Source organism: Rhodococcus sp. PSBB066 (assembly GCF_017068255.1).
In the GTDB taxonomy this organism is placed as follows: Bacteria; Actinomycetota; Actinomycetes; order Mycobacteriales; family Mycobacteriaceae; genus Rhodococcus; species Rhodococcus aetherivorans.
Map to the genome: position 1 here is coordinate 5326952 of NZ_CP070859.1, position 23336 is coordinate 5350287.

23 protein-coding genes and 1 tRNA gene are annotated in these 23336 nt (G+C 70.7%); 10 read left to right on the forward strand and 14 right to left on the reverse strand.

Annotation, left to right across the window (positions count from 1 at the left end; all coding sequences use genetic code 11):
- The first annotated feature begins 198 nt into the window (after positions 1 to 198).
- Positions 199 to 693 carry a transcription elongation factor GreA gene (greA, locus tag JYA75_RS24185; RefSeq protein WP_003935085.1) on the forward strand — a complete coding sequence of 165 codons (495 nt, stop codon included), beginning with the start codon at positions 199 to 201 and terminating at the stop codon, positions 691 to 693.
- 92 nt (positions 694 to 785) lie between these two features.
- On the opposite strand, the gene JYA75_RS24190 is transcribed toward greA, so the two are convergent.
- From JYA75_RS24190 to JYA75_RS24200, 3 genes are all read right to left on the reverse strand, one after another.
- Positions 786 to 2180, reverse strand: coding sequence for a bifunctional lytic transglycosylase/C40 family peptidase (locus JYA75_RS24190; protein ID WP_203329468.1), 1395 nt, complete (start codon positions 2178 to 2180; stop codon positions 786 to 788).
- 280 nt (positions 2181 to 2460) lie between these two features.
- Entirely contained in the window at positions 2461 to 3615 is a 1155-nt protein-coding gene (locus JYA75_RS24195) for a cystathionine gamma-synthase (RefSeq protein ID WP_185713730.1), read from the reverse strand.
- Between the two features lie 69 nt (positions 3616 to 3684).
- Entirely contained in the window at positions 3685 to 5070 is a 1386-nt protein-coding gene (locus tag JYA75_RS24200; protein ID WP_006939058.1) for a cystathionine beta-synthase, read from the reverse strand.
- 120 nt (positions 5071 to 5190) lie between these two features.
- On the opposite strand from JYA75_RS24200, the gene JYA75_RS24205 reads away from it, so the two are divergent.
- Positions 5191 to 6153 carry an SGNH/GDSL hydrolase family protein gene (locus JYA75_RS24205; RefSeq protein ID WP_050034817.1) on the forward strand — a complete coding sequence of 321 codons (963 nt, stop codon included), beginning with the start codon at positions 5191 to 5193 and terminating at the stop codon, positions 6151 to 6153.
- Here JYA75_RS24205 and JYA75_RS24210 read toward each other — a convergent pair.
- From JYA75_RS24210 to JYA75_RS24220, 3 genes are all read right to left on the reverse strand, one after another.
- A complete protein-coding gene (locus JYA75_RS24210; protein ID WP_029542200.1) occupies positions 6150 to 7001 on the reverse strand; it encodes a Bax inhibitor-1/YccA family protein in 852 nt (283 codons plus the stop codon). The genes JYA75_RS24205 and JYA75_RS24210 overlap by 4 nt on opposite strands.
- Before the next feature lie 96 nt (positions 7002 to 7097).
- Complete coding sequence (locus tag JYA75_RS24215; protein ID WP_203329469.1) at positions 7098 to 8243, reverse strand: methyltransferase; 1146 nt, start codon at positions 8241 to 8243, stop codon at positions 7098 to 7100.
- The gene (locus tag JYA75_RS24220; RefSeq protein WP_006935793.1) at positions 8237 to 8596 is read right to left on the reverse strand and encodes a hypothetical protein; all 360 of its coding nucleotides are present in this window, start codon (positions 8594 to 8596) and stop codon (positions 8237 to 8239) included. The genes JYA75_RS24215 and JYA75_RS24220 overlap by 7 nt, the downstream gene beginning before the upstream one ends.
- Positions 8597 to 8757: 161 nt before the next feature.
- Here JYA75_RS24220 and JYA75_RS24225 point away from each other — a divergent pair, with 161 nt between their 5' ends.
- Together JYA75_RS24225 and JYA75_RS24230 are read left to right on the forward strand one after the other, a co-directional pair.
- Positions 8758 to 12252 carry a serine/threonine-protein kinase gene (locus JYA75_RS24225; RefSeq protein ID WP_065922860.1) on the forward strand — a complete coding sequence of 1165 codons (3495 nt, stop codon included), beginning with the start codon at positions 8758 to 8760 and terminating at the stop codon, positions 12250 to 12252.
- A gap of 51 nt (positions 12253 to 12303) precedes the next feature.
- Complete coding sequence (locus JYA75_RS24230; protein ID WP_006935791.1) at positions 12304 to 13320, forward strand: magnesium transporter CorA family protein; 1017 nt, start codon at positions 12304 to 12306, stop codon at positions 13318 to 13320.
- 25 nt (positions 13321 to 13345) lie between these two features.
- Here JYA75_RS24230 and JYA75_RS24235 read toward each other — a convergent pair whose 3' ends face one another.
- Positions 13346 to 13537, reverse strand: a complete 192-nt coding sequence (locus JYA75_RS24235; RefSeq protein WP_029542193.1) for a hypothetical protein — start codon at positions 13535 to 13537, stop codon at positions 13346 to 13348.
- Between the two features lie 135 nt (positions 13538 to 13672).
- Between JYA75_RS24235 and JYA75_RS24240 the strand changes: the two genes are divergently transcribed.
- Positions 13673 to 13870 carry a CsbD family protein gene (locus tag JYA75_RS24240; RefSeq protein WP_006935789.1) on the forward strand — a complete coding sequence of 66 codons (198 nt, stop codon included), beginning with the start codon at positions 13673 to 13675 and terminating at the stop codon, positions 13868 to 13870.
- 69 nt (positions 13871 to 13939) lie between these two features.
- Here JYA75_RS24240 and JYA75_RS24245 read toward each other — a convergent pair whose 3' ends face one another.
- A complete protein-coding gene (locus JYA75_RS24245; protein ID WP_050034816.1) occupies positions 13940 to 15451 on the reverse strand; it encodes a DUF4389 domain-containing protein in 1512 nt (503 codons plus the stop codon).
- 364 nt (positions 15452 to 15815) lie between these two features.
- Between JYA75_RS24245 and JYA75_RS24250 the strand changes: the two genes are divergently transcribed.
- The 3 genes from JYA75_RS24250 to JYA75_RS24260 all read left to right on the forward strand — a co-directional run bounded on the left by JYA75_RS24250 (position 15816) and on the right by JYA75_RS24260 (position 17181).
- The gene (locus tag JYA75_RS24250) at positions 15816 to 15959 is read left to right on the forward strand and encodes a hypothetical protein (RefSeq protein WP_006935784.1); all 144 of its coding nucleotides are present in this window, start codon (positions 15816 to 15818) and stop codon (positions 15957 to 15959) included.
- Between the two features lie 276 nt (positions 15960 to 16235).
- Positions 16236 to 16937: a type 1 glutamine amidotransferase domain-containing protein gene (locus JYA75_RS24255; RefSeq protein ID WP_050034815.1), complete on the forward strand. Its 702-nt coding sequence runs from the start codon at positions 16236 to 16238 to the stop codon at positions 16935 to 16937.
- Between the two features lie 94 nt (positions 16938 to 17031).
- The gene (locus tag JYA75_RS24260; RefSeq protein ID WP_006935782.1) at positions 17032 to 17181 is read left to right on the forward strand and encodes a hypothetical protein; all 150 of its coding nucleotides are present in this window, start codon (positions 17032 to 17034) and stop codon (positions 17179 to 17181) included.
- Positions 17182 to 17200: 19 nt separating this feature from the next.
- On the opposite strand, the gene JYA75_RS24265 is transcribed toward JYA75_RS24260, so the two are convergent.
- The gene (locus JYA75_RS24265) at positions 17201 to 18694 is read right to left on the reverse strand and encodes an amidase family protein (protein ID WP_050034814.1); all 1494 of its coding nucleotides are present in this window, start codon (positions 18692 to 18694) and stop codon (positions 17201 to 17203) included.
- A 144-nt stretch (positions 18695 to 18838) separates the two neighbouring features.
- Between JYA75_RS24265 and JYA75_RS24270 the strand changes: the two genes are divergently transcribed.
- Positions 18839 to 19018 carry a hypothetical protein gene (locus JYA75_RS24270; protein WP_006935779.1) on the forward strand — a complete coding sequence of 60 codons (180 nt, stop codon included), beginning with the start codon at positions 18839 to 18841 and terminating at the stop codon, positions 19016 to 19018.
- Between the two features lie 32 nt (positions 19019 to 19050).
- Here the strand turns inward: JYA75_RS24270 and JYA75_RS24275 are convergent, their stop codons facing one another.
- Positions 19051 to 19221 (reverse strand): hypothetical protein, encoded by a 171-nt coding sequence (locus tag JYA75_RS24275; RefSeq protein ID WP_006935777.1) that lies wholly within the window; start codon positions 19219 to 19221, stop codon positions 19051 to 19053.
- Positions 19222 to 19754: 533 nt separating this feature from the next.
- Here JYA75_RS24275 and JYA75_RS24280 point away from each other — a divergent pair.
- Positions 19755 to 20105, forward strand: coding sequence for a DUF1254 domain-containing protein (locus tag JYA75_RS24280; protein ID WP_029542191.1), 351 nt, complete (start codon positions 19755 to 19757; stop codon positions 20103 to 20105).
- Positions 20106 to 21045: 940 nt separating this feature from the next.
- Here the strand turns inward: JYA75_RS24280 and JYA75_RS24290 are convergent.
- From JYA75_RS24290 to JYA75_RS24305, 4 genes are all read right to left on the reverse strand, one after another.
- A tRNA-Leu gene (locus JYA75_RS24290) sits at positions 21046 to 21119 on the reverse strand.
- A gap of 74 nt (positions 21120 to 21193) precedes the next feature.
- Positions 21194 to 22153 (reverse strand): Ppx/GppA phosphatase family protein, encoded by a 960-nt coding sequence (locus JYA75_RS24295; RefSeq protein ID WP_050034813.1) that lies wholly within the window; start codon positions 22151 to 22153, stop codon positions 21194 to 21196.
- On the reverse strand, positions 22150 to 22677 hold the full coding sequence (locus JYA75_RS24300) for a DUF501 domain-containing protein (protein ID WP_006940800.1): 528 nt from the start codon (positions 22675 to 22677) through the stop codon (positions 22150 to 22152). Before JYA75_RS24300 ends, JYA75_RS24295 begins: the two co-directional genes overlap by 4 nt.
- Complete coding sequence (locus JYA75_RS24305) at positions 22674 to 23336, reverse strand: septum formation initiator family protein (protein ID WP_161996909.1); 663 nt, start codon at positions 23334 to 23336, stop codon at positions 22674 to 22676. The genes JYA75_RS24300 and JYA75_RS24305 overlap by 4 nt, the downstream gene beginning before the upstream one ends.

The window sequence follows — 23336 nt, forward strand, 5'->3', positions numbered from 1 at the left end:
GAGACCACGTTGGTGCTAGAATCGCCGGATACACGGTTCCACCCTTTGGGGCCGTGTATTGCTGCATAGGAAGCAGTGCGGTCCTGTTCGCCACTGGCTTGGGGGGAACGTTCGAGGGATCCGCGTTGCCGTCGTCGCTGCGAGTGCGGCGACCAGTCGACGGAGCCGGGGGCTCCAACCCGAAGGAAGTGATCGAGGATGACCGAGACCCAGGTGACCTGGCTGACACAGGAGTCGTACGACCGACTCAAGGCAGAACTCGACCAGCTCATCGCGAATCGTCCCGTCATCGCGGCCGAGATCAACGAGCGCCGTGAAGAGGGCGACCTCAAGGAGAACGGTGGTTACCACGCCGCTCGCGAGGAGCAGGGTCAGCAGGAGGCCCGGATTCGTCAGCTGCAGGAACTGCTGAACAACGCGAAGGTCGGTGTTGCGCCCACCCAGTCCGGCGTCGCGCTGCCCGGCTCGGTCGTCACGGTGTACTACGACGGCGACGAAAGCGACAAGGAAACGTTCCTCATCGCCACCCGTGAGGAAGGCGCCCGGGGCAACGAGATCGAGATCTACTCGCCCAGCTCCCCGCTGGGCGGTGCCCTGATCGACGCGAAGGTCGGCGAGACCCGCGAGTACACGCTCCCCAACGGCAGCACCATGAAGGTGACGCTCGTCAGCGCGGAGCCGTACCACAGCTGATCGGCGGCAGCCGCCTCGCGGCGCGGCCGGCACGACGTGAGGGCCCGACCGGTCTCCGGTCGGGCCCTTCTCGCGCGCCCGGGGCAGGCGGTTCAGAGCAGGCGCCGGGCCTTCATGCCGGGGAAGACCGCGCCGACGCGCACCACGTCCCCGAACGTCGGGGCGTGCACCATCTGACCGCCGCCGATGTAGATGCCCACATGCCCCGGCCCGTCGGACTGCCAGTTGCCGAACACCAGATCCCCCGGCCGGGCCAGCTGGATCGGGATCTCGGTGCCGACCCGCCACTGCGTCTGCGAGGTGCGCGGCAACCTCACCCCGGTCGCCGCGTACACCGCGTACGACGTCAGGCCCGAGCAGTCGAACCCGCCCCCCGACGGACCGTTGACGTTGCCGCCACCCCACACGTACGGCAGCCCCAGATACCGGAACGCCAGGTCCACCACCCGGTTGCCGGTCTCGGTCATCCCCGGCAACCCGAGCCCGAAGAACGGCGAGAGCAGCCGCGCGAACACCATCTCCGTCGCCCGGATCTTCGCCACGTACGGCTTGGTCTGGTTCTCGTAGTCCGGCGACCCGGACGGCATCCCCCCGGACCGGCGCACCGCCCCCAGCCCGGCGTTGTACGCCGCCAACGTCAGGTCCAGGGTGTCCCCGCGCACCACCCCCTGCGCCTTCCACTGCTCGATCTGCCGGTAGTTGTCGCACAACAGATTCCCCGACGCCATCACCGGATCGGCGATGCCCAGCACATCGGCCCGCCCGTCCCCGTCGGCGTCCTTGCCGTAGGCATCCCAGGTTCCGGGCATGAACTGCCCCGGCCCCTTCGCCCCCACCGGCGAGACCGGGGCGCTGGGCCCGTACCGGAAGCCGTTCTCCGCCGAGTACAGCGCCGCCAGCACCGGCGCGCCGACCCCGTCGCACAACTGGCCGGCCTTGCGCAGCCACGGCGCAAACACCGCGATCGCGCCGATCGGCGCCAGGTTCGTCCCGGGCAGGATCGCCGGGATCGACGGCAACGTCACCGCGCCGCCACCCCACGCCGGACCCGGCGCCCACGCGTCGCTGCCCGTCGCCCCGGTGGCCGGCGCCCCGAACACCGACGGCCGTCCCGCCGGCGCGGCCGGCGCCGGCACCGACGGCACCTGTTCGAGCACGGCCTGCACCGGGTTCTCCACCGGCGCCGGCGGCGGTTCGAGCACCGCGGCCGCCTCCGCCGGCAGGTGCGGCATCAGCGCGTCCTTCGCCGCCGACGTCGCGTCCGCCACGGCCTGCTCCGCCGCCGGACGCATCGGCTCGGGCAACCCCGCCACCAGATCGGCGACCTGCCGGTCCGTGGTCGCGGCGGAGGCTTCGGCCGATGCCTGGAACGACTCGACCGCCTGCGTCACCTGTTCCTTGATCTGATCCGGGATGTCCGCTCCCTGTACCAGGGCACTCGCCGCCGTGGCCACCGCCACAATCACCGCCGACGGGTCAACTGACATACGCGAACTCCCCATCCCTCAGACGACCGCCTTCACCGTACTTGTGATCTCTGTCACCGGTGCGGTTTCGTTACATGGATATCATATATATGTAAGAACCTGTTCCAGTTTGGCTGTTGTGACGCGCCACACAGCGAACTCGAAGTTACATCAACAGGAAATGCGGCGCTCGATCACCGCGCGGTCGACCAGGAGGTTCGGGGGTCGAGAGGGCGGTTCCTGCGGCCACATGCGAGAAGAGGCGCCCACATCCGCCCCCTCGCCGCAGTCACATCCGGGTTTACGCCTCCAGTGCCTGCTCGATGTCCGCGACGAGGTCGGCGGCATCCTCGATGCCGACGGACAGGCGCACCAGGTCTTCCGGGACCTCGAGCAGCGACCCGGCGGTCGAGGCGTGCGTCATCGCGCCCGGGTGCTCGATCAGCGACTCGACACCACCGAGGGACTCGGCGAGGGTGAAGATCTCGGTTCGTGCGCAGAAGTCGAGGGCGGCCTGCTTGCCGCCGGCCAGGCGCAGCGAGACCATGCCGCCGAACCGGCGCATCTGCTTCGAGGCGACGGCGTGGTCGGGGTGCGCCTCGTGGCCGGGGTAGATCACCTGGGCGACGGCGGGATGCCCGTCGAGCAGCTCGACGATCTTCTCGGCGTTGTCGCTGTGCCGTTCCATCCGCAGTGCCAGCGTCTTGATGCCGCGCATCGTCAGGTACGCGTCGAACGGGCCCGGGACGGCGCCCGCACCGTTCTGCAGGAACGCGAACCTGGTGTCGAGTTCCTCGTCGTTCGTGACCAGCGCGCCGCCGACCACGTCGGAGTGGCCACCGAGGTACTTGGTGGTCGAGTGCAGTGCGACGTCGGCCCCCAGGGCCAGCGGCTGCTGCAGGTACGGCGACGCGAACGTGTTGTCGACCACGATCTTCGACCCACCGGTGTGCGCGACGTCGGCGAGGGCCGCGATGTCGCCGATGTTGAGCAGGGGGTTCGTCGGGGTCTCGACCCACACCAGCTTGGTGGTGGGGCGCATCGCCTCGCGCACGGCGTCGACGTCCGAGATGGGCGCGGGCGTGTACTCGATGCCCCACTGCGTGAACACCTTGTCGATCAGCCGGAAGGTGCCGCCGTAGGCGTCGTTGGGGATGACGAGGTGATCGCCGGGCCGCAGCACCGAACGCAGCAGGCAGTCGGTGGCGGCCATGCCGGAGCTGAAGGCCCGGCCGAAGGTGCCCGCCTCGATGGCCGCGAGGTTCGCCTCGAGCGGCTTGCGGGTGGGGTTTCCGGTGCGGGCGTACTCGAATCCGCCGCGCATCCCGCCGACCCCGTCCTGCGCGAACGTCGAACTCGCATAGATGGGGACGTTGACGGCGCCGGTCGCCGGGTCGGGATCGTATCCGGCGTGGATCGCTCGGGTGGAAAAGCCGTGGCTGCGCTGCTCACTCATGCGGCTCAGCCTAGTCGGGGGCACACGCCGGTGGCCCGGGGAACACACCCCGGGCCACCGGCGCGGCCGCTACGAGCCCGCGCTGATGAACCCGAGCAGGTCGTGACGGGTGATCACGCCGACGGGCTTGCCGTCGTCGATGACCAGCAGCGCATCGGTGTCGCCGAACGCCTTCGTGGCGGCGGCGATCGACTCGCCGACACCGATCAGCGGCAGCGACGGGCTCATGTGCTTCGCGACGGGGTCGGCCAGCCTCGCGCGGCCCTCGAAGACGGCGCTGAGGAGCTCGCGCTCGCTGACGCTGCCCGCGACCTCACCGGCGGTGACGGGCGGCTCGGCACCCACGACCGGCATCTGCGAGACCCCGTACTCGCGCAGGATCTCGACGGCGTCGCGGACCGTCTCCGACGGGTGCGTGTGCACGAGGGCGGGCAGCTCCCCCGACTTGCTGCGCAGCACGTCGCCGACGGTCGAATCGTCCGGCTTGCCGTCGAGCGGGGCCCGCAGGAAACCGTACGAGGCCATCCACTTGTCGTTGAAGATCTTCGACATGTAGCCGCGCCCACCGTCGGGAAGCAGTACCACGACGAGCGCGTCCGGTCCCTCGCGCTCGGCGACCCTCAGGGCGGCGACGACGGCCATGCCGCACGACCCGCCGACGAGCAGGCCCTCCTCGCGGGCGAGACGCCGGGTCATGTCGAACGAGTCCGCGTCGGAGACGGCGATGATCTCGTCGGGGATCGAGGGGTCGTAGGCGCTGGGCCAGAAGTCCTCGCCCACACCCTCGACGAGGTACGGGCGACCGGTGCCGCCGGAGTAGACGGAGCCCTCCGGGTCGGCGCCGATCACCTTGACCTTGCCGCCGGAAACCTCCTTGAGGTAGCGGCCGGTGCCGGTGATGGTGCCGCCGGTGCCGACGCCGGCGACGAAGTGGGTCACCTTGCCGTCGGTATCGCGCCAGATCTCCGGGCCGGTGGTCTCGTAGTGGCTCTCCGGCCCGGCCGGGTTGGAGTACTGGTCGGGCTTCCAGCCGCCGGGCAGTTCCCGGGCGAGCCGGTCGGAGACGCTGTAGTAGCTGTCGGGATGCTCCGGGGGCACCGCGGTCGGGCACACCACGACCTCGGCGCCGTACGCGCGGAGCACGTTGCGCTTGTCCTCGCTGACCTTGTCGGGACACACGAACACGCACTTGTAGCCGCGCTGTTGCGCGACGAGCGCGAGACCGATGCCGGTGTTGCCGGAGGTCGGCTCGACGATGGTGCCGCCCGGTTTCAGCGCACCCGAGGCTTCGGCGGCGTCGACCATCTTGACCGCGATGCGGTCCTTGGAACTGCCACCGGGGTTGAAGTATTCGACCTTCGCCGCGACCAGCCCCGAACCCGGCTTCGTCACCGAGTTGAGCTTGACCAGCGGCGTGTTTCCGATGAGACCGACGACGGAATCCGCTATGCGCATTCCTCCATGGTCTCAGATGCCTCTGCGCAACGCCGTTCCGGCTGCTCGAGCGACGCATACGACGCACACTGGACACGGCAACTTCAGGGTGTGGCCGTCCTCTCGGAAAGGTGATCCACCGTGCCCCGAACTTCGTGGCGTGCCGCGGCGCTGGCCGGCGCGACGGCCGTCGCCGCCGGCTCCGGCGCCGGCGGCGCTTCGTGGCTGACGTACACGTACCTGATGCGCCAGGCGACGGAAGCGAGAGGCGTCATCGGCCGCACCTGGGCGAAGCCGCCCGAGGCGGACGGGGTGTACCTGCCCGGAGCGCAGTCCCCGGTGCCGTGGCGCCGCGACGTGCCGTTCGACCTGCACCTGATGATCTTCGGGGATTCGACGGCGGCCGGCCTGGGCTGCGCGAGCGCCGCCGAGGTGCCCGGGGTGCTGCTGGCCCGCGCCCTGGCCGACGAGTCCCGTCGCCGGGTCCGGCTCAGCACGAAGGCGATCGCGGGGGCCACCTCGCGGGGCCTGGCGGGGCAGGTCGACGCGATGTACGTGGCGGGACCGCCGCCGGACGCGGCCGTCATCCTGGTCGGTGCCAACGACGTGACCGCGAAGCAGTCGCTGCATCGTTCGGCGCAGCGGCTGGGCTCGGCGGTGCACCGGCTGCGCGCCGGCGGCGCCGTCGTGGTCGTCGGCACGTGCCCCGACCTCGGGGTGGTCGGCGCGATCCCCCAGCCGCTGCGCACGGTGGTGCGGACGTGGGGGCGGCAACTGGCCCGCGCGCAGGCCGCGGCGACGCGCGCGGCCGGTGGGCATCCGGTGCCGCTGGCAGACCTGTTGACGCCCGAGTTCCTCTCCGCGCCGGACCGCCTGTTCTCCGCGGACGGGTTCCATCCCTCGGCCGCGGGATACGAGCTGGCGGCCCGTCACCTGCTGCCGGTGCTGGCCGCCGCGCTGGGTCACTGGGCGGGCGGTCCGGTGCCGGAGCCGCCGCTGACGTCGGCGGCTGCCCGGCTGTGGCTGCCCCGGACACGCCGCGGGCCCCGGGAACGGCTGTTCCCGGGGCCCGCGGTCGGCACGGTGGCCGGAGAGATCGGCTAGTCGTTCTGGAAGTACGACAGCAGGCGCAGGATCTCGACGTACAGCCAGACCAGGGTGACGGTCAGACCGAAGGCAACGCCCCACGCGGCCTTCTCCGGCGCCTGGGCGCGGATGAGCTGATCGGCGGCGTCGAAGTCCAGCAGGAAGCTGAACGCGGCGATGCCGATGCAGACGAGGCTGAAGACGATCGCCAGGGTGCCGCCGTCGCGCAGGCCCAGGCCGCCGTCGACGAAGAAGCTCGCCACCAGGTTCCCCAGCGCCAGGACGAGGACACCGATCAGCGCGCCGACGATCATGCGCGTCAGGCGCGGGGTCACGCGGATCGCCCCGGTGCGGTAGACGACGAGCATGCCGAAGAACACGCCGAACGTGCCGAGCACCGCCTGGACGATCAGGGTTCCGCCGCCGGCGCCACCGAAGGTGATGTCGGTGAACATGAACGACAGCGCACCCAGGAAGAAGCCCTCGGCGACGGCATAGGCCAGGACGATGGCCGGGTTGTCCATCTTGCGGCCGAAGGTGGCCACGAGGACCAGGACCAGGCCGATGAGACCACCGCCGATGACGAACGGCGCGGCCAGGTTCACGTTGCCGTTGACGAGGACGTAGGAGATCAGCGCCGAGATCGCCAGCACGCCGAGCGTGATGCCGGTCTTGGTGACGACGTCGTCGATCGTCATCGACCGCTCGGTGGTGGGCCGGGCCCAGGGGTCCGCCTGCGCGTACTGCGGCTGGCCGAATTGCTGGGTGACCTGCGCGGCGCCCGCCGTCGCAGAGCCGAACGTGGCGTATCCGCCGCCCTCTTGCTTGGGCAGGTTGCGGAACACCGGGTTACTGGTGGTGCGCACCGTGCACATCCCTTCTCGTGGTCGGTTCTGTCCGTTCAACGATCCGCGGACGCCGGGAGTTCCCCGGACCGGAGCCGAGCACGGACAAACCGGACTCTACCGGGTGCGCACGGAGCGGGTCACGGTGAACTTACGGTTGCGTCCTGCAACTTCTGTGCGGCCGACCGTCCGCTGCAGCATCCCACGATAGTTCAGGTGGGTGTTGTAGACGGTCCACAGTTCACCGCCCGGGCGCAGCAGCCAGGCGGCCGCGTCGAACATCTTCACGGCCGCGCCGGTGTGCACGGCGGCGCCGACGTGGAACGGCGGATTGCACAGCACCACGTCGACGGAGGCGTCCGGCAGCGACCCGGCCACGTCGTCGCGCAGGACCTCGACCCGGTCCGCGACGTGGTTCGCGGCGGCGGTGGCGGCGGCCGACGCGACCGCCGCGGCCGACTGATCGGTGGCGATCACCCGCAGCCCGGGGAACCGCCGGGCCGCCGCGACGGCGAGGATGCCGGTGCCGCAGCCGAGGTCGACGGCAGTCCTCGCGTCGCGTGGCAGCCGGGGCAGGAAGTCCAGCAGGAATCGGGTGCCGATGTCCAGGCGGGAACCGGCGAACGCGGCCCCGTGTGCGACGACGGTGAGCCCGACGTCGGTCACCGTCTCGGTCACCGGGTAGGTCGGCTCGGCGGCGATCGGGCCGCGGGCGGTGAGCACCCGTGACTTCTGCCGGCCCCGGGAGGCCCGGACCTCGGTGAAGCTCCGGGCCAGCACCTCGTTCATCGCGGGCGTGATGTGCTTGTCGCGGCCACCGGCGAACACCGTCACGCCGGGGTCGGCGTGCCGGGCGACGGTCTCGGCGATCTCGGTGAGCGCGGCGAGCGACCGCGGCAGCTGCAGCAGCACCACCCGGGCACCGGTGAGCAGATCGGCCCCGAGACCGTGCACGGTGAAACGGTCGGACAGGCCCTCGCGCGCGGCGTTCGCGGCCAGGGCCCGCTCCCCCACCACCGAGTCCTGGTGCACCCGGATCCCCGACGCGGAGTACCGCACGGCGACGCCGAGGGTGAGGGCGCCGTAGTGGTCGTCGATCACCGCGACGGTCCCGGCCGGCGCCGCGGCGAGCGCGGCGTCGGCTTCGTCGAGGATCAACCTGTCGGCGGCGTCGACGGCGACCAGGTTGGGCGCCTCCACGTCCGGGAGGCGCCGCAACCGGCCGAACAACTCGTCGCCGGCAGCAGAGTCGCCGGTCAGCACTGCCCCTTGCCGGCGTTCTCGACGGCGCGCAGCGTTTCGGCCTGCTGTTCCTCGCTCAGCTCCGCCCAACCCGGCAGCGACTTCTGCGCGTCGGCGACGGAGGTCGCGGCCTGGGTGCGGTCCTGCCCCCAGGATTCGAGCTGGTCGAAGTACGGCACCAGGGCGCTGCAGATCTGGTCGTAGCTCTGGCCCAGCTCGATGCCGGTGCTTCCGGTGACCTGGCTCGTGCTCGGCGCGGCGGTGGTGGACTCGGTGGTCCCCTCCCCTGCGGAGCCGGAGTCGCCGGACGATCCGCAGGCCGCCGCGAGCAGCACCGCACCCGTACCGAACAGCGCCGCGAGAGTCTTCTTCATCGTTTCCCAATTCCGATCGCAGTGTCGTTTCCCGGAGTTTCCGGCCGTCGTTGCCGGGAGGCCCGGCCGGACAACGGTAATGGAGAACCGGCGATCGATCCGTGTCGTGCCCGCCACACCCGGGACTATCCTGGAGGAATCCACGTGAGGTGAGTGCCCCGATGGCAGAGAACGATCCACTCGCCACCCGGCGAGCCCCGGTCTCCCACGCCGGCGCGGCGGAGGACGAGACCGTCGAAGATCTGCGCCTCGCGGGGTTCGCGGACGCCGTGGAGATCGGCCGCGGCGGTTTCGGGGTGGTGTACCGGTGCCGGGAGACGGCACTAGACCGCACCGTCGCGGTGAAGGTGCTCACCGCGACGCTCGACGCCGACAACCTCGAACGGTTCCTCCGCGAGCAGCGCGCGATGGGCCGGCTCTCCGGGCACCCGCACATCGTCACCGTGCTGCAGGTCGGCACGACCGGCAGCGGCCGGCCCTACCTGGTGATGCACTACCACCCGCACGACTCGCTCGAGGCCCGCATCCGCCGCTACGGACCGCTGCCGTGGCCGGACGTGCTGCGCATCGGCGTCAAGCTTTCCGGGGCGCTCGAGACGGCACACCGGGCCGACGTGCTGCACCGCGACGTCAAGCCCGCGAACATCCTGCTCACCGAGTACGGCGAACCGCAGCTGACCGACTTCGGCATCGCGCGCATCGGCGACGGCTTCCACACCTCGTCGGGCGCGATCACCGGCTCCCCGGCGTTCACCGCGCCGGAGATCCTGGCCGGCACGCCGCCCACCCCGGCCGCCGACGTCTACGGCCTGGCCGCCACCCTGTTCTGTGCGCTGACCGGGCACGCGGCGTTCGAGCGGCGCCGCGGCGAGCAGGTCGTCACACAGTTCCTGCGGATCACGACCGAACCGGTCCCGGATCTGCGTAGCACCGGCGTCCCGGACGACGTGTGCTCGGCCCTCGAGCGCGGCATGGCCACCGAGCCGGATGCCCGTCCGCAGTCCGCCGCGGAGTTCGGGGAGCTGCTGCAGCAGGCGCAGGAGCGCGGCGGCTGCGACGTGGACGAGATGGCGCTGCCCGTGGGTCCGGACAGTCTCGGGCCGCTGCCGGTCGCGGGGACCACGCACACCACCGGACCGCACCCCACGCCCACCGCGATCACCACGCCGCCGGTGCCGGCAACCCGATTCCGGCCGCAGGCACCCACCCGGCCGCTGGTGAAGCGCACCCGGCTCATCGACCGGCTGCGCCTCGGCCGGCGCCGCCGCCTCGTCGCGATCCACGCCCCGACCGGGTTCGGGAAGTCGACGCTGGCCGCCCAGTGGCGGGAGGTACTCACCGCCGAGGGTGTTGCGGTGGCGTGGCTCGCGGTCGATCGGGACGACAACAACGTGGTGTGGTTCCTCACCCATCTGATCGAGGCGTTCCGGCAGGTGCGTCCGCAGTTCGCCCGTCAGCTGCGGCAGGTGCTCGAGGCCCACGGCGACGACGCCGAGCGGTACGTGCTGTCCACCCTGATCGACGAGATCCACCGGGAGGAGGCGCCGATGGCCCTGGTGATCGAGGACTGGCACCTCGTCACCGCCCCGGGGACCGTCGCCGCACTGGACTTCCTCCTCGACCGCGGGTGCCATCACCTGCAGATCGTGGTGACCAGCCGGAGCCAGGCCGGCTTACCGCTCAGCCGGATGCGGGTCCTCGACGAGCTCATCGAGATCGACTCGGACGCCCTGCGTTTCGACGCCGAGGAATCCGATGCCTTTCTGCGCGACGTGAGCGGCCTGGACCTCGAGCCCGAGGACGTCCGCGACCTGACCGACGTCACCGACGGCTGGGTCGCCGCGCTGCAACTGGTGTCGTTGTCGCTGCGCGACAGTGAGGATCCGACCGGGCTGATCGAGAACCTCTCCGGCCGGCACCACGCCATCGGCGAGTTCCTCGCGGACAACGTGCTCGACACCCTCGAGCCGGAGGTGTACGAGTTCCTGCTCGCGACGTCGATCACCGAGGAGATCACCGGCAGCCTCGCCACCGCGCTCACCGGCGACCCGCACGGGCAGGCGATGCTCGAGCAGATCGAGGAGCGGGACCTGTTCCTGCGCCGGGTCGACGACGAGGGCCGCTGGTTCCGCTACCACCGGCTGTTCGCGGACTTCCTGCGCCGCCGGCTCGAACGCGATCACCCCGAACGCGTGGGCGCGCTGCACCACGCCGCCGCGGAATGGTTTGCGCGCCAGCACATGCTGCGCGAGGCCGTGGACCATGCGCTCAGCGCCGACGAGCCGGAACTCGCGGTCGAGATGGTCGCCGCCGACGGGATGCTCCTGGTCGAGCACTCCCACATGACGACGCTGCTGGCGCTGGTCGCGAAACTGCCGCCGCGTGGGGTGGCGGCGCATCCGCAGCTGCAGATGACCGTCGCGTGGGCGAACGCGTTGCTGCAACGGGCCGACCAGACCCGCGTCGCCCTCGCCGCGGCCCGGGGATGCCTGAGCTGCTGCAACGCGCCCGAGGAGGACATCGCGGTCCTGCAGGTCGAGGCCGACGTCGTCGACGGTGTCGTCGCCGCCTCCACCGACCACACCGCCGGCGTCGCGGACAAGGTCGCGCCGTGCCTGGACGACCCGGACACCTTCCGCCCTTGGGTGGTGTCCGTCGCGGCGAACGTGGCGACCTTCGTGGACGTCTACCGGTTCGACTTCGAGGCGGCGCGGCGACGGCAGCGGTGGGCCGAGCCGTACCACCGGGCCACCAACGGCCCCTTCAGCCTCGTGTACGGGCTGTGCCTGCTCGGCATCGCGGCAAACGAGCAGCTCGACGTCGCCACGGCCGAAAGGCACTTCCGCGCGGGGTTGCGGGCCGCCCGCAAGGGGGGCGGCGTCCACACCCATGCCGCGCGCCTGGCCGCCGCCATGCTCGGGGAGCTGCTCTACGAGCAGGGCCGGATCGCCGAGGCCGAGGCTCTGCTCGACGAGAGTCACGAGCTCGGAACCGAGGGCGGCGTACCGGACTTCATGATCGCCCGGTTCGTCACGGCCGCGCGGCTCAAGGCGCTGCGCGGCGACCGCGCCGCGGCGGCGGCACTGCTCGACGAGGGAGCGCGGGCCGCCGACGACTACCGGTTGCCGCGGCTGCGTGCCCGGGTGATCAACGAACGCGTGCGGCTCGGCCTGCCGGTTCCGCGGCCCGCCCCGCGGGAGATGCCGGATTCCGACGCCCCGGATCCGGACGGCATCGCGGAGATCACCGCGCAGGTGGAGGACGCCACCGCCATCCGTCTCCTCTACGGCACGGGCCGGGCCGAGGACGTGGCCCGGGCCTGCGACTGGGCCCGGCTGTGGCATCGCCGGGTGTCCGGCCGCGGCCGGTACCGCGCCGAACTGCAGGCGGCGCGGCTGCTCGTGGCGTGCCTGCACGCGGCCGGACGTCTCGAGGAGGCCCAGGAGGTGCTGGCCCCCGCGGTGGCCACGTGCGGGCGGCTGGGCATGCTCCGCTATCTCGTCGACGGTGGAGCCCATGTGGTGCAGGTCCTCCCGTTGCTCCGCGACCGGCTGCAGACTCTGCTGTGGCCCCCGGACTGGCCGGCGGTGGACGAGGCCTTTCTCGACGAGATGCTGCGGCTGACGGAGTCGGGCGGCACGAGCACCGCGCTCTGAGCACCGGCCGTCGGGGCACGCGTCGGCGGACGGGTAGGGCAGACTGCGAACGTGACCGCTGCTGTTCCCGACCACGTCCGCACCCGGCTCTGGCGCGACGGACGGCTCGTCGCCGAGAACTATCCGCTGGCCGAGGTCTCCGAGCACCTTCAGGACGAGGGGGCCCTGGTGTGGGTGGACCTGCACGATCCGACGCACCGCGAGCTGTCCGACGTCGCGGACGAGCTGGATTTCGATCCGCATGCCGTCGAGGACGTCGTGGCGCACGCGGAACGCACGAAGGTCACCCGCTACGCCACCCACACCTTCATGACGATCTACGCCACGTCGCTGGCGGACGAGAGCGAGCCGGCCGATGCGCACGGGTCACGGCTCAGGATCACGCGGGTCTCGGTGTTCGTGGTCCCGCGCGGCCTGGTCACGGTGCATCGGGGCACCGGATTGGACGTCGGCGAGGTGATGCGGCGCTGGGACGACAACTCCGATCTGCTCCGGCACGGCACCGCCGCGTTGCTGCACGGGCTGCTCGACGTCGTCGTCGACGGCCAGTTCGAGACCATTCAGGGGCTCGACGACGCGATCGAGGAACTGGAGGACGGGTTGTTCGACGAGCGCGCGCACATTCGCGCGCTCCAGCGTCACACCTACCGGGTACGCAAGGAACTCGTCCAGCTGCGCCGGGTCGTGCTGCCGATGCGGGAGGTGGTGGCCGCGGTGATGCGGCACCGGGCCGAGCGGGGAAACTCCGTCGAGCTCGACGGCTGGTACACCGACCTGTACGACCACGTGATCCGCGCGACGGAGTGGACCGAGTCGCTGCGCGACATGGTCACCACGGTTTTCGAGACCAACCTGTCGCTGCAGGACGCGCGGCTGAACATGGTGATGAGGAAGCTCACGGGGTGGGCCGCGATCATCGCCGTGCCCACCGCGGTGACGGGCTGGTACGGCCAGAACGTGCCGTACCCCGGCTTCGGGCAGTGGAGCGGGGTGTTGTCGAGCACCGCGATCATCGCCGGGTCGGCGGGGATGCTCTACATCGTGTTCAAGCAACGCAACTGGTTGTGACCGGCGCGGCCCGCGTCCGGCCGTGCTACGAGGTTCCTTCGGTGTCGTCGAAGAACCGCCAGTCGTGGTCGCCCTCGACCCTGACCTCCATACGCCAGCCCAGCTCGCTGTTGTCGGCCTTGGAGTCCACGAACCAGGCGTGCGCGTCGTCCGCGCTCTCGATGTCCTTGGTCGCCACCACTTCGCCCTTGGGGTCGATCACTCGGTAAGTAGCCATGCCCGGGGCTTTCCCCGGTGACGCGGCGGCCAAACCCGCGGCGCGGGGGATTGAGCCGTCCCCGCGGCGCGGGGATTGAGCCGACGCGCTGTGGGGTAACCGGCAGGGGAAGCGACCACGGACGAAGGAGGAGACATGGCTGATTTCATCGACAAGGCCAAGCACAAGGCGGAGGACGTGTCCGGTCAGGCCAAGGAGGGAGCGGGCCGCGCGACCGGTGACCGTGACCTCGAGGCGGAGGGCCGGGGCGACCAGGCGTCGAGCAGCCTCAAGCAGGCCGGCGACAAGATTTCCGACGCCGCCGGCAAGGTCAAGGACTCGTTCAAGAAGTAGTGCCGCGGCACGCATGCACGTGGCCTCGTCGACCCTGTCGACGAGGCCACGGCTCATGTCCGGGGACCGTCAGCGTCCCTCCCCGGGGCGGGTCTGCTCCCCGGAGGCCGGGTCGCCGTACTGCTCCTTCGAGAGCGGGATCTGCGTTCGGGTGGGGCCGTGTTCGGGCGGGAGGTCGTCGTGCGGCCCCTCCGGTGCCGCGTACTCGTGCAGTTCCCGGGGACCCTGGTCGAGCCGGAACGGCGGGTACTCGTCGCGCAGCAGGGCCGCGTAGGCCCACACGCGGAACCGCCAGCGGTTGATGCCCACGACGAGATCGAACAACCCGCTCGGGTAACGGGCGGTGAACAGCAGGGCGATCGCCGCGACGAGCACGAGAATGCCGAGCAGCGACCACGAGTAGGTCCACACCGCGTCGTCCCAGTCGTCGCCGTTCCCCGACGCCGCTGTGGCCCCACCCCCGACGAGCACGGCGAGGATCAGATAGTGCGGGACGGCGAGCAGCCACCACTTGACCAGCACCAGTCCCCGGGAGAGGCGTTCCGGGTAGGGGACGTCGAAATCGGCGGGATAGTCCGTGCGGTGCAGCGTGAAGGGCGGATACCGGTCGGTGCCCAGGGCCGCGTAGGTGTAGAACCCGACGCGCCACCACCACCGCATCACGCCGACGTTGAAGTCGAACAGCGGCCGTGGGTAGCGGCCGGTGAACAGGATCGCGAAGCCCGCGACGATCGTCGTGACGAAATGCGCGATCGCGAGGAAGAAGAGCACGATGTAGTGCGGGATCGCCAAGAGCCACTTCACGAGCCACAGCCCGCGCGACGGCGCGTCCGGATCGCCGCGCAGCATCACCGGATAGGAGCCCGGGGCGACGGCTGAGGGAGGCGGAGCGTGCGCCGCGGGCGGGCCGTGCCGGCCGAGTCCCACCGCTCCGAGGACGAGCAGCGGCACCCCGATCACCAGTAGCACGAGCCCGCTGATCAGCAGCCACAGCGCGAGCGGTCCCAGGAACGGGAACTGGGCGCCCGCCTGCAGGTCCACCGCCACGCCCGGGGTGGCGTCGGCGTTCATCACGACGATCGACCACACCCCTTCCTGGAATTCCCAGCGCAGCTCCTGGGTGCCCGGGCCGGAGGCCGACGCGGCCCAGAAGTCCTCGTCACCGGGCACGCGGGCGGGGTCGTCGCCTGGGATCTCGCGATACTCGGCGCGGAACGGCTCGAACCGGACGTCGGTGATCTCGGCGTGCGCGACGCCGGACAGGAAGGCGTCGACCTCCGCCTGCGGGCCGATGCCGACGAACACCGGCCGGCCGGGATCCTCCGACGCCGCACGCAATCTGAGCCGGCCGAGGTCCTCGGCGCCGAAACCTGTCGGCGCGTCGTCGAAGACCAGGTCGATGCGCTCGGAGACGAGCGCACTCGAGTCGGTGCGGTACCGCTCGGTGGGAGCGGTGAACCAGCCGTCGTCGCGCTGGGCGAAGTATCCCCAGCCGAGCACTCCGGCGGCGACGAGCAACGCCAGGCCGAGCATCGACAGCAGGACGCCTACAACGAACATGACGATCTTGCCGGCCTTCATATCGGCCTCCGATTCGCAGTGTCGTACACGCGGTCCGCACTCACCGTAGACGCCACCGAACAGGACGAACAAGACTTTGCCTCACCTCGCCGCGCCGCACCCCGCGACACGTCACGCACAGGTTCCATGCGCGTAACGCATCGGCCACCTCCCGCCGTGTAGGGTGACTGCATCGACGACACGTCTCGGTCGATCGCTTCCGATCGGGCGAGTACAGCGTGATTTCGGTCGAGCACCACCAACCGAGCCCTGTCCCGTGACCGTCCTACCCGCATACCGGGTACGGGTGTAGCGGCGGCAGCGTCGGGGTACCACAGCTGCGGCTCCGCCGCCCCGACCCGGCTCGCCGGCCCGAAAGGACATCATGCACAACGAAACCGAGTTCCAGACGCCGCTCTTCGTCGAGCCCACCACTCCCGGCGACGAGGGGAACACCGAGCCCGTCGCGACCTCGCAGCCGCCGAGCGGTCCGTACGACTACCACGGCATCTTCTCCGCCCGGGCCTGATCCGCGTCACTGCCGGCCCGGATTGCGGGATGACAAGCCCGCCAGACGATCCCGGCAGTCTCCCTGCCCTCGAGGCCCGTGCGACAGGGCCGCCGTCCGGAAGGCGTACAGTGGACGGCGGCCGGTGGGGAAGACCCGGCCACGCGAACGCCCCGGCCCCGCGCCGGGGCGTTCGTCATTCCGGACGCCGTTCGGTCGACGATTGGAATCGGCCGGGAACGGGAACGCAGTCCGAGGGTCGCCCACGACCCTTTCCCGACCGGAAGGACTTCCATCATGACCAAGGTGCTGTTCGTCGTCACCGGAGCCGATCACTGGACGCTGGCCGACGGGACGCGACACCCCACGGGGTTCTGGGCCGAGGAGCTGATCGAGCCGTACCGGGTGTTCACCAACGCCGGATTCGACATCACGTTCGCCACACCGGGTGGCCGCACCCCCGTCGTGGACGAAGCCAGTCTCGCGCCCGACGCCGCCGGAGGCGAGGAGCGCAGCGACGAACTGCGGCAGACCCTCGCCGACCTGAAGCCGGTCCTCGACTCCCCCACCGTGCTCGAGGACGTGCGCGCCGAGGACTACGACCTCGTGTTCGTCCCGGGTGGGCACGGCCCGATGGAGGATCTTGCCGTGTCCGAACCGTTCGGCCGGCTGCTCGGGAACTTCCTGGACGCCGACAAGCTCGTCTCCGTCGTATGCCACGCCCCCGCCGCACTGCTGCCGGCACGACGCGCGGACGGCGGCTGGCTCTTCGACGGGTACCGGATGACCGGCTTCACGAACGAGGAGGAGACGCAGGCCGGGCTGGCCGAGAAGGCGCCGTGGCTGCTCGAGGATCGCCTCCGTGAGAGCGGCGCCCAGTTCTCCGCGGGACCGGCGTGGCAACCGCACGTCGTGGTCGACCGCCGCCTCTACACCGGACAGAACCCGGCGTCGTCGCGCGAGGTGGCGGAGCGGGTGGTCGAGGCGGCGAAGAACTGATCTCGCCCCGAGCGGGCGACGCTTGTCGCCCTGACCGAGCCGGGGCGCGGGGTGTCACATTGCGGACATACCGGTCACCCGGTTTCATGTAGGGGTGCGCCGGCTGTGGAAGTGGAACAAGGAAGAGCCGTTCTTCGGGGACCCCGAAGAGCCCCGTGGCACGGCCGCGATCGTCGTGATGATCGCGGTCGTCGTCGCAGTGGGGACCGTGCTGTTGCTGACGGCGGGCGCGCCGCTGCCCTGACGCGTGGCCGACACTGCAGTCAGGCAGCCGGCACCGACAACGGCGGCTGCAGGTCGAACCACGGTCGTGCCCGCTCGAGTTCGGCCGCCAGGGACAGCAGCAAACCCTCACCGCCCAGAGGCGCCACGAACTGCACCCCGAGCGGCAGGCCCGTCGTCGTCCAGTACAGCGGCAACGAAATCGCCGGCCTTCCGGTCAGATTCGCCAACTGGGTGTAGGGCGTCCGACCGAGGTTCTCGTCCACGATGCGATCCATGACGCCCGCCCGGCGGAGGACCCCTCCCAGATGTGCCGCGAGGAGGGCGCGACCGGCGGCGCGGACGACGCGGGGGGTGGTCAACTCACCGATCCGCGCCGGCGGGAACGCAAGCGTCGGAGTCAGCAACAGGTCGTACGTCTCATGGAAGACCGCCAACCGGCGGGCGTATCCGTTCCACCGCTCGAGCGAGGCGAGGTACTCGGACGGCCGCACCGAGTCCCCGAGGGCGGCGAGAAGACGGGTGTCCATTTCGAATCCCTCGGGACCACACCCGGTGAGCCGACGGGCTCGCCGGATCTCGACGGCCACCCCCGCGAACCACATCGTCAGGAAATCCACTGCGAGGCCGCGTTCGTCGACTCCGGTGGCCGCGGGTTCCACGTGGTGCCCGAGTTCGCCGAGCAGGGTCGCCGCATCGGCGACGGCCGCGACGGCCGCCGGATCCACCGGCGTGCCGAGCGGCGATTCCGTCGCGAATCCGATGCGCAGCCTGCGGGGTTCTTCCGACGCCACAGAGGAATACGAATCCTCGGGCATGGCAACCAGATACGGACCCGCCGGGTCCGGACCGGCGAGCACGTCCAGCATCGCCGCCGTGTCCCGTACCGTGCGCGTCACCACCCCGTGGCTGACGGCTCCGTGCAGGAGCTCACCGAACGCGGGACCACTCGGAACCACACCGCGCCCCGGTTTCAGGCCGACCAGCCCGCAGCACGCCGCCGGGATGCGGATCGAACCGCCGCCGTCGTTCGCCCCCGCCGCCGGCACCACCCCCGCCGCCACCGCGGCGGCCGAACCCCCGGAGGATCCGCCCGGGGTGTGCGCGGGATTCCACGGATTACGGGTGGGACCGTTGACCTCCGGCTCGGTGATGCCCTTCGCGCCGAACTCGGGGGTGTTGGTCTTCCCGAAGATCACCAGTCCCGCTCCGAGCCACCGGTCCACGACCAGCGCGTTGCGCTCGGCGGGCAGTGCGGCGAGGGCGCGGCTGCCACTTCCGGTGGGCGTCCCGGCGACGTCCTGCAACAGATCCTTGACCAGGAACGGCACCCCGGCGAACGGGCCGGTGAGTATCTCGCGCGCCCGGGCACGGGCGCGCTCGTCGAGCCGGTACACCACCGTGTTCAGAGTCGGCTCCACAGTGTGGAGTCGGCTCAGCGCCGCTTCGAGCAGCTCCCCCGCGTCGACCTGCCCGCTCGCGACGAGCCCGGCAAGGCCCACGGCGTCGAACCGGCGGTACTCGGCGTAGTCCACGGCTCCGCCTCCTCGGGAACCCGGCGGTGTCTCCTCATTCTCCCGCCGGGGCCAGCGCGAGGGGAGCGCTTTCCCGCGATGTTCGCGCGACCGGGTTCGACCGAATGCGCCCGATCGGGACGGGGGCCTGCAACGATTTTGGATATGAAGCACTTTCGGATAGTCAACGAAGACGGGTCCGTCGTCGACCAGCAGCCGTTCGAGACCGAGGACGAGGCCCTGGCGTGGGCGCACACGCATCCGCGGGCGGGAACCCCGGGATGGACCCTGGAGGAGCAGGTCGAGGCAGACTGGGAGAAGCGGGAGAACTCCGAGCGGACCTGACCGCAGCGGACCGGGCTGCTCGGGGGGTGGATTCAGCCCTCCTGACGCTTCGCCCACGTCAGCACGAGTCTCGGCTCTGCAGAATTGGACGAATCGAGTTCCAGCGTGGCGTCTTCCGGAGCGCCCGCGAGGAACGCACGGACGATGCTCATCGTGACCGGGGTGCTGAGGGGCAGAACGGCACTTTCGGTTTCGTTCGACATACACCGAACGTATCGTCATCGCGGGTCCTCCGCTGGGTGAGACGAGCGGTCGTCCGCCTCCGTCAACGCTCGCCGGCAGTCACGAGCGTCCGAGAACAGAACCCCGACAACGGTGAGGACCTGGTCGGTCCGCAAGTCCGTGCGAACAAGATCATCAGTGGGTGTCGGTCGGCTGTCGGGGACAGCAACAGGCCTTCGCTGCCTGGCGGCTGCTGAGCGCAGATGATTCGACGAATGCGCCGCGACCAGGGCCTTCGTCCGGGACGATGCCCACTGGAAGTACTCCCGGATCGTGCACACGGACGGCGCCGTCGTCGACGAGCAGCCGTTCGCGACCCAGGACTAGGCGGACGCGTGGGCACGCACGCACCCGTGGACGCTTCCCGACCGAGGAATGGGCTGGGAGCAGGCGGGGCCTGCGCTCCTCATCCCTTGCAGGTGAAGGGAGCTACTCGATCGGCGGCCGACGACTGTGTACCGCGCATCCGGGGCTCAACCTGCGAGTCCACTGATTCCGAGAGAGGACCGACATCATGGACGAAACCACGCGGCCTTCGGAGGCCCTCAACACGTTCCTGAATGCACTTCCCGGAGTCAACAGCTGGGCGATGCGCAAGGGGTATCTCGAGGCGGGCATCCGGGACAACGACGTCGTCGTGTGGTCGGGGATGCTGGACTCCAGGACGATCCTGCTCGGGGGAAGTTCCAGCTCTCTCTACTTCTCGACGTCCGCGGACCTGACCGGCGGTCCACTGGTAGTCGAGAGTCCGCCGCTCACACTCACATTCATGAACGACATGTGGGCACGGTGGGTGACCGACTCCGGCATGGGCGGCCCGGACCGCGGTGCCGGCGGTTCGTCGAGGGAACCGGTCTCCCCATGAACACCGTCAATCCCAACGACAGTTCGTTCTACCAGTTCGCGAGTGACCTGGTGAGCGACCAGCCCGCCGAGGCACTCGATGCCGAGATTGCCGGCGAACTCGCCGCGATCGGGATCGTCAAGGGCAAGGCCTTCGAGCCGGACGCGCGGATGCGGGAGATCCTGACCGAGGCAGCCGCCGTGGGCAATGCGATCGCACGCACCCTCACCTTCCGCCCGCGCACAGAAGACGGGGTCCACTACTACGGGGAGGCGTCGCAATGGGTCAACGGCCTGCTCGCGGGCGGTTACGACCTCATGACCCCGCCCGCGGAGGTTTCCGACACGGGAATCGGGCCGTACCCGTCCGACGGCGCACGGAAGCTGCATCTTCGCACCCAGTTCTTCTACCTCGCCTGGGGAATCAGTCCGGCGATGTGCATGCGGATCACGAACCTCGGTTCGCAGTACCTCGTCGCGGCCGCGGACAAAGAGGGCCGAACCCTCGACGGCGGCAGGCATTACACGGTGTCGCTTCCCCCTGGCATCCCGGCCGCCAGGTTCTGGTCCCTGACCGCGTGGGACAACCAGACCCGGTCCATGCTCGACACACCGCAACGATTCTCGAAAGTCGGCAGCCAGGGCTACCCTCGCCGGGCTGCGACCGCCGATCCCGACGGGTCGACGACGGTGCACTTCGCGCCCGAACTCCCCGACGGCGTACCCGATGGCACCTGGATCCAGACGACGCCGGACAGGGGATCGTGTGTGCCTGCGTCTCTACAGCCCGCTGCAACCGTTCTTCGACAGGTCCTGGCGCCCCGGGGAGATCGAAGAAGTGGAGATCTGAAGGGATCACCGCCGTCGATGCTGGGCACCTCTTACTGTTCACCCGACGACGCACCCGGTGGTGCGGGTCATTTGCTACGCCGCGAATTGGTCGCCGAATTGTACAGATCGAGTGCCCCCAGTCGGACTCGAACCGACACTTGGCGGATTTTAAGTCCGCTGCCTCTGCCAATTGGGCTATGGGGGCGCAAGAAGAGGGTAGTGCGTGGTGTCCTCCCGGACCCGGGCAGGTCCGGAAGGACACCACGGCGGCAACGCCACCTACGCGATCGACAGCGCGATCCCGTCGAGGATGTCGTGCTCGCTGACGACGAGCTCGCCGATGCCCGCGCGACGGCCGAGTTCGTCGGCCAGCACGGTCGTCACGATCGCCCCGCCGCCGATGACGTCGACCCGTCCGGGGTGCATCGGGCCGAGCGCCGCGCGCTCGTCGTGCGTGGCGGCGAGCAGGCCGTCGCACACCTCGCGCAGCCGGTCGAAACCGACGGTGGACAGGTGCACGCGCTCGGGGTCGTACTCCGCGAGGCCGTTCGCGAGGGCCGCGATCGTGGTCATGGTGCCGGCGACGCCGACCCAGGTACGGGCCTGCTCGACCGGCACGTGTGCGAGCGCCTCGGCGATCTTCTCCCTCGTGAACTCTCGGGCCGCCGCGATCTGTTCGGCCGTGGGCGGGTCGTCGTGCAGGCACCGCTCGGTGAGCCGCACGCAGCCGATGTCGGTGGAGTAGGCGGCATGGACACCGTCGGCGTCGCCGAGCACCACCTCGGTGGAGCCGCCGCCGAGGTCCACGACGACGAACGGCCCCCGGGTGGGGTCGAGTTCGCCGACGGCGCCGGTGAAGGACAGCCGCGCCTCCTCGTCGCCGGTGATGACCTCGGCCTCGGCACCGGGGATCACCGCACCGAGGACCTCGCGGGTCATCGCGAAGAAGTCGTCCCGGTTGGCGGCGTCGCGGGTGGCGGAGGTCGCGACCATCCGCACCGCCTGCGCACCGGTCTCCCGGATGAGGCCGGCGTATTCGACGAGGGCGACGCGGGTGCGTTCGATCGCCTCGGGCGCGAACCGGCCGGTGGCGTCGACGCCCTGCCCGAGCCGGACGATGCGCATCAGCCGCGTCACGTCGGTGAGCCGGCCGTCGTCGCCGAGGTCGGCGATGAGCAGGCGGATGGAGTTGGTGCCGCAGTCGATCGCCGCGACGCGGCGGGCGCCGACGGCGGTCACTCGGTCTCTCCGCGCAGCTCGGCGTAGGTCGGCCAGTCGGCGGGGACGGCGGTGCCACGCAGGCCGGCGTCGGCGGCGAGGGCGACGGCCTCGTCGCCGAACGGGTTCACGCCCGGCCCCTTGGCGAGGGAGTGCGCGATCAGGACGTGCAGGCACTTGACGCGGTCGGGCATGCCGCCGCCGCTGAAGTCGGTGCCGAGCGAGTCGAGGGCGTCGCGTTCGGCGAGGTAGGACTCGTGGGCCCGCCGGTACGCGGCCGCGAGGTCGGGGTCGGCGGCGAGCCGCTCGGTCATCTCCTTCATGACCCCGCCGGATTCCTGCCGGCTGGCCTCGGCGGTGAGCCGCGGATCGGTGAGGTAGAACAGCGTCGGGAACGGCGTGCCGTCGGGCAGTTTCGGCGCGGTCTTCACGACGCCGGGGGCTCCGTCCGGGCAGCGGTAGGCGATGGCGAGGACGCCACGCGGGGCCCGCCCGAGCTGGGCGGCGACGGCGTCGAGGTCTTCCTGTGCGACGGGATCGGTCACCCGGTCGGTTCTCCTGGTTCTGGGGGCGCCACCGGCATCTGCCGCGGCACCGGGGCGGGTTCGGGTTCTGGCGCGGGAACGGACACCGACTGCCACAGGTCGCTGTACCAGGCGCCGGTGGAGGGCAGTTCCTCGGTCTGCTCGGTGACCGGTTCCTGGTAGTCGCCGGGCAGCTGCACCTGGTAGGGAGTTTCGCCGGGCATGACGAACCGCAGCCGTTCGCGGGCCTGGGCGCGGATCCACGCCGGGTCCTCGATCTGCGCCTTCTGTTCGCGGAGCGCCGCTATCTCCTCCTCGAGCTGTGCCCGTTCCGCGGCGACCCGCTCGGCCTCGGAGCGCTGGCTGACGTACGTGCGCAACGGAACCGCGAGGGTCAGTGCGAGGCCGCACACCACGAGGGCGAGGACGACGGCACGGCCGGTGGACAGGCCGAAGAAGGTGCGCTCGGCACGGGCGGGCCGGGACTCGCGCGGCGTTCCGACGCGGGTGGGCCGGGCCCGCCCCGATGCGCCCCCGGTGCGGGCACCGGGAGCGTCGGCGGGCGGTTCCGTCGAGGCGGTAGGTCCGGCCGGGCGGGCCCGTCCGGGCCGCCGGACGCCCGGCGCACCCTCGGTGCGGGTGCGCCGGGCACCGGGCCGGGACCTACCGCGCTGGCTCAT

Coding starts and splice junctions, on each gene's coding strand:
- JYA75_RS24270 (WP_006935779.1), top strand. CDS start 18,839: ATGAAGCACTTTCGGATAGTCAACGAAGACGGGTCCGTCGTCGACCAG.
- JYA75_RS24255 (WP_050034815.1), top strand. CDS start 16,236: ATGACCAAGGTGCTGTTCGTCGTCACCGGAGCCGATCACTGGACGCTG.
- JYA75_RS24200 (WP_006939058.1), bottom strand. CDS start 5,070: ATGCGCATAGCGGATTCCGTCGTCGGTCTCATCGGAAACACGCCGCTG.
- greA (WP_003935085.1), top strand. CDS start 199: ATGACCGAGACCCAGGTGACCTGGCTGACACAGGAGTCGTACGACCGA.
- JYA75_RS24235 (WP_029542193.1), bottom strand. CDS start 13,537: ATGGCTACTTACCGAGTGATCGACCCCAAGGGCGAAGTGGTGGCGACC.
- JYA75_RS24305 (WP_161996909.1), bottom strand. CDS start 23,336: ATGAGCCAGCGCGGTAGGTCCCGGCCCGGTGCCCGGCGCACCCGCACC.
- JYA75_RS24190 (WP_203329468.1), bottom strand. CDS start 2,180: ATGTCAGTTGACCCGTCGGCGGTGATTGTGGCGGTGGCCACGGCGGCG.
- JYA75_RS24275 (WP_006935777.1), bottom strand. CDS start 19,221: ATGTCGAACGAAACCGAAAGTGCCGTTCTGCCCCTCAGCACCCCGGTC.
- JYA75_RS24280 (WP_029542191.1), top strand. CDS start 19,755: ATGGACGAAACCACGCGGCCTTCGGAGGCCCTCAACACGTTCCTGAAT.
- JYA75_RS24250 (WP_006935784.1), top strand. CDS start 15,816: ATGCACAACGAAACCGAGTTCCAGACGCCGCTCTTCGTCGAGCCCACC.
- JYA75_RS24220 (WP_006935793.1), bottom strand. CDS start 8,596: ATGAAGAAGACTCTCGCGGCGCTGTTCGGTACGGGTGCGGTGCTGCTC.
- JYA75_RS24240 (WP_006935789.1), top strand. CDS start 13,673: ATGGCTGATTTCATCGACAAGGCCAAGCACAAGGCGGAGGACGTGTCC.
- JYA75_RS24225 (WP_065922860.1), top strand. CDS start 8,758: ATGGCAGAGAACGATCCACTCGCCACCCGGCGAGCCCCGGTCTCCCAC.
- JYA75_RS24195 (WP_185713730.1), bottom strand. CDS start 3,615: ATGAGTGAGCAGCGCAGCCACGGCTTTTCCACCCGAGCGATCCACGCC.
- JYA75_RS24245 (WP_050034816.1), bottom strand. CDS start 15,451: ATGAAGGCCGGCAAGATCGTCATGTTCGTTGTAGGCGTCCTGCTGTCG.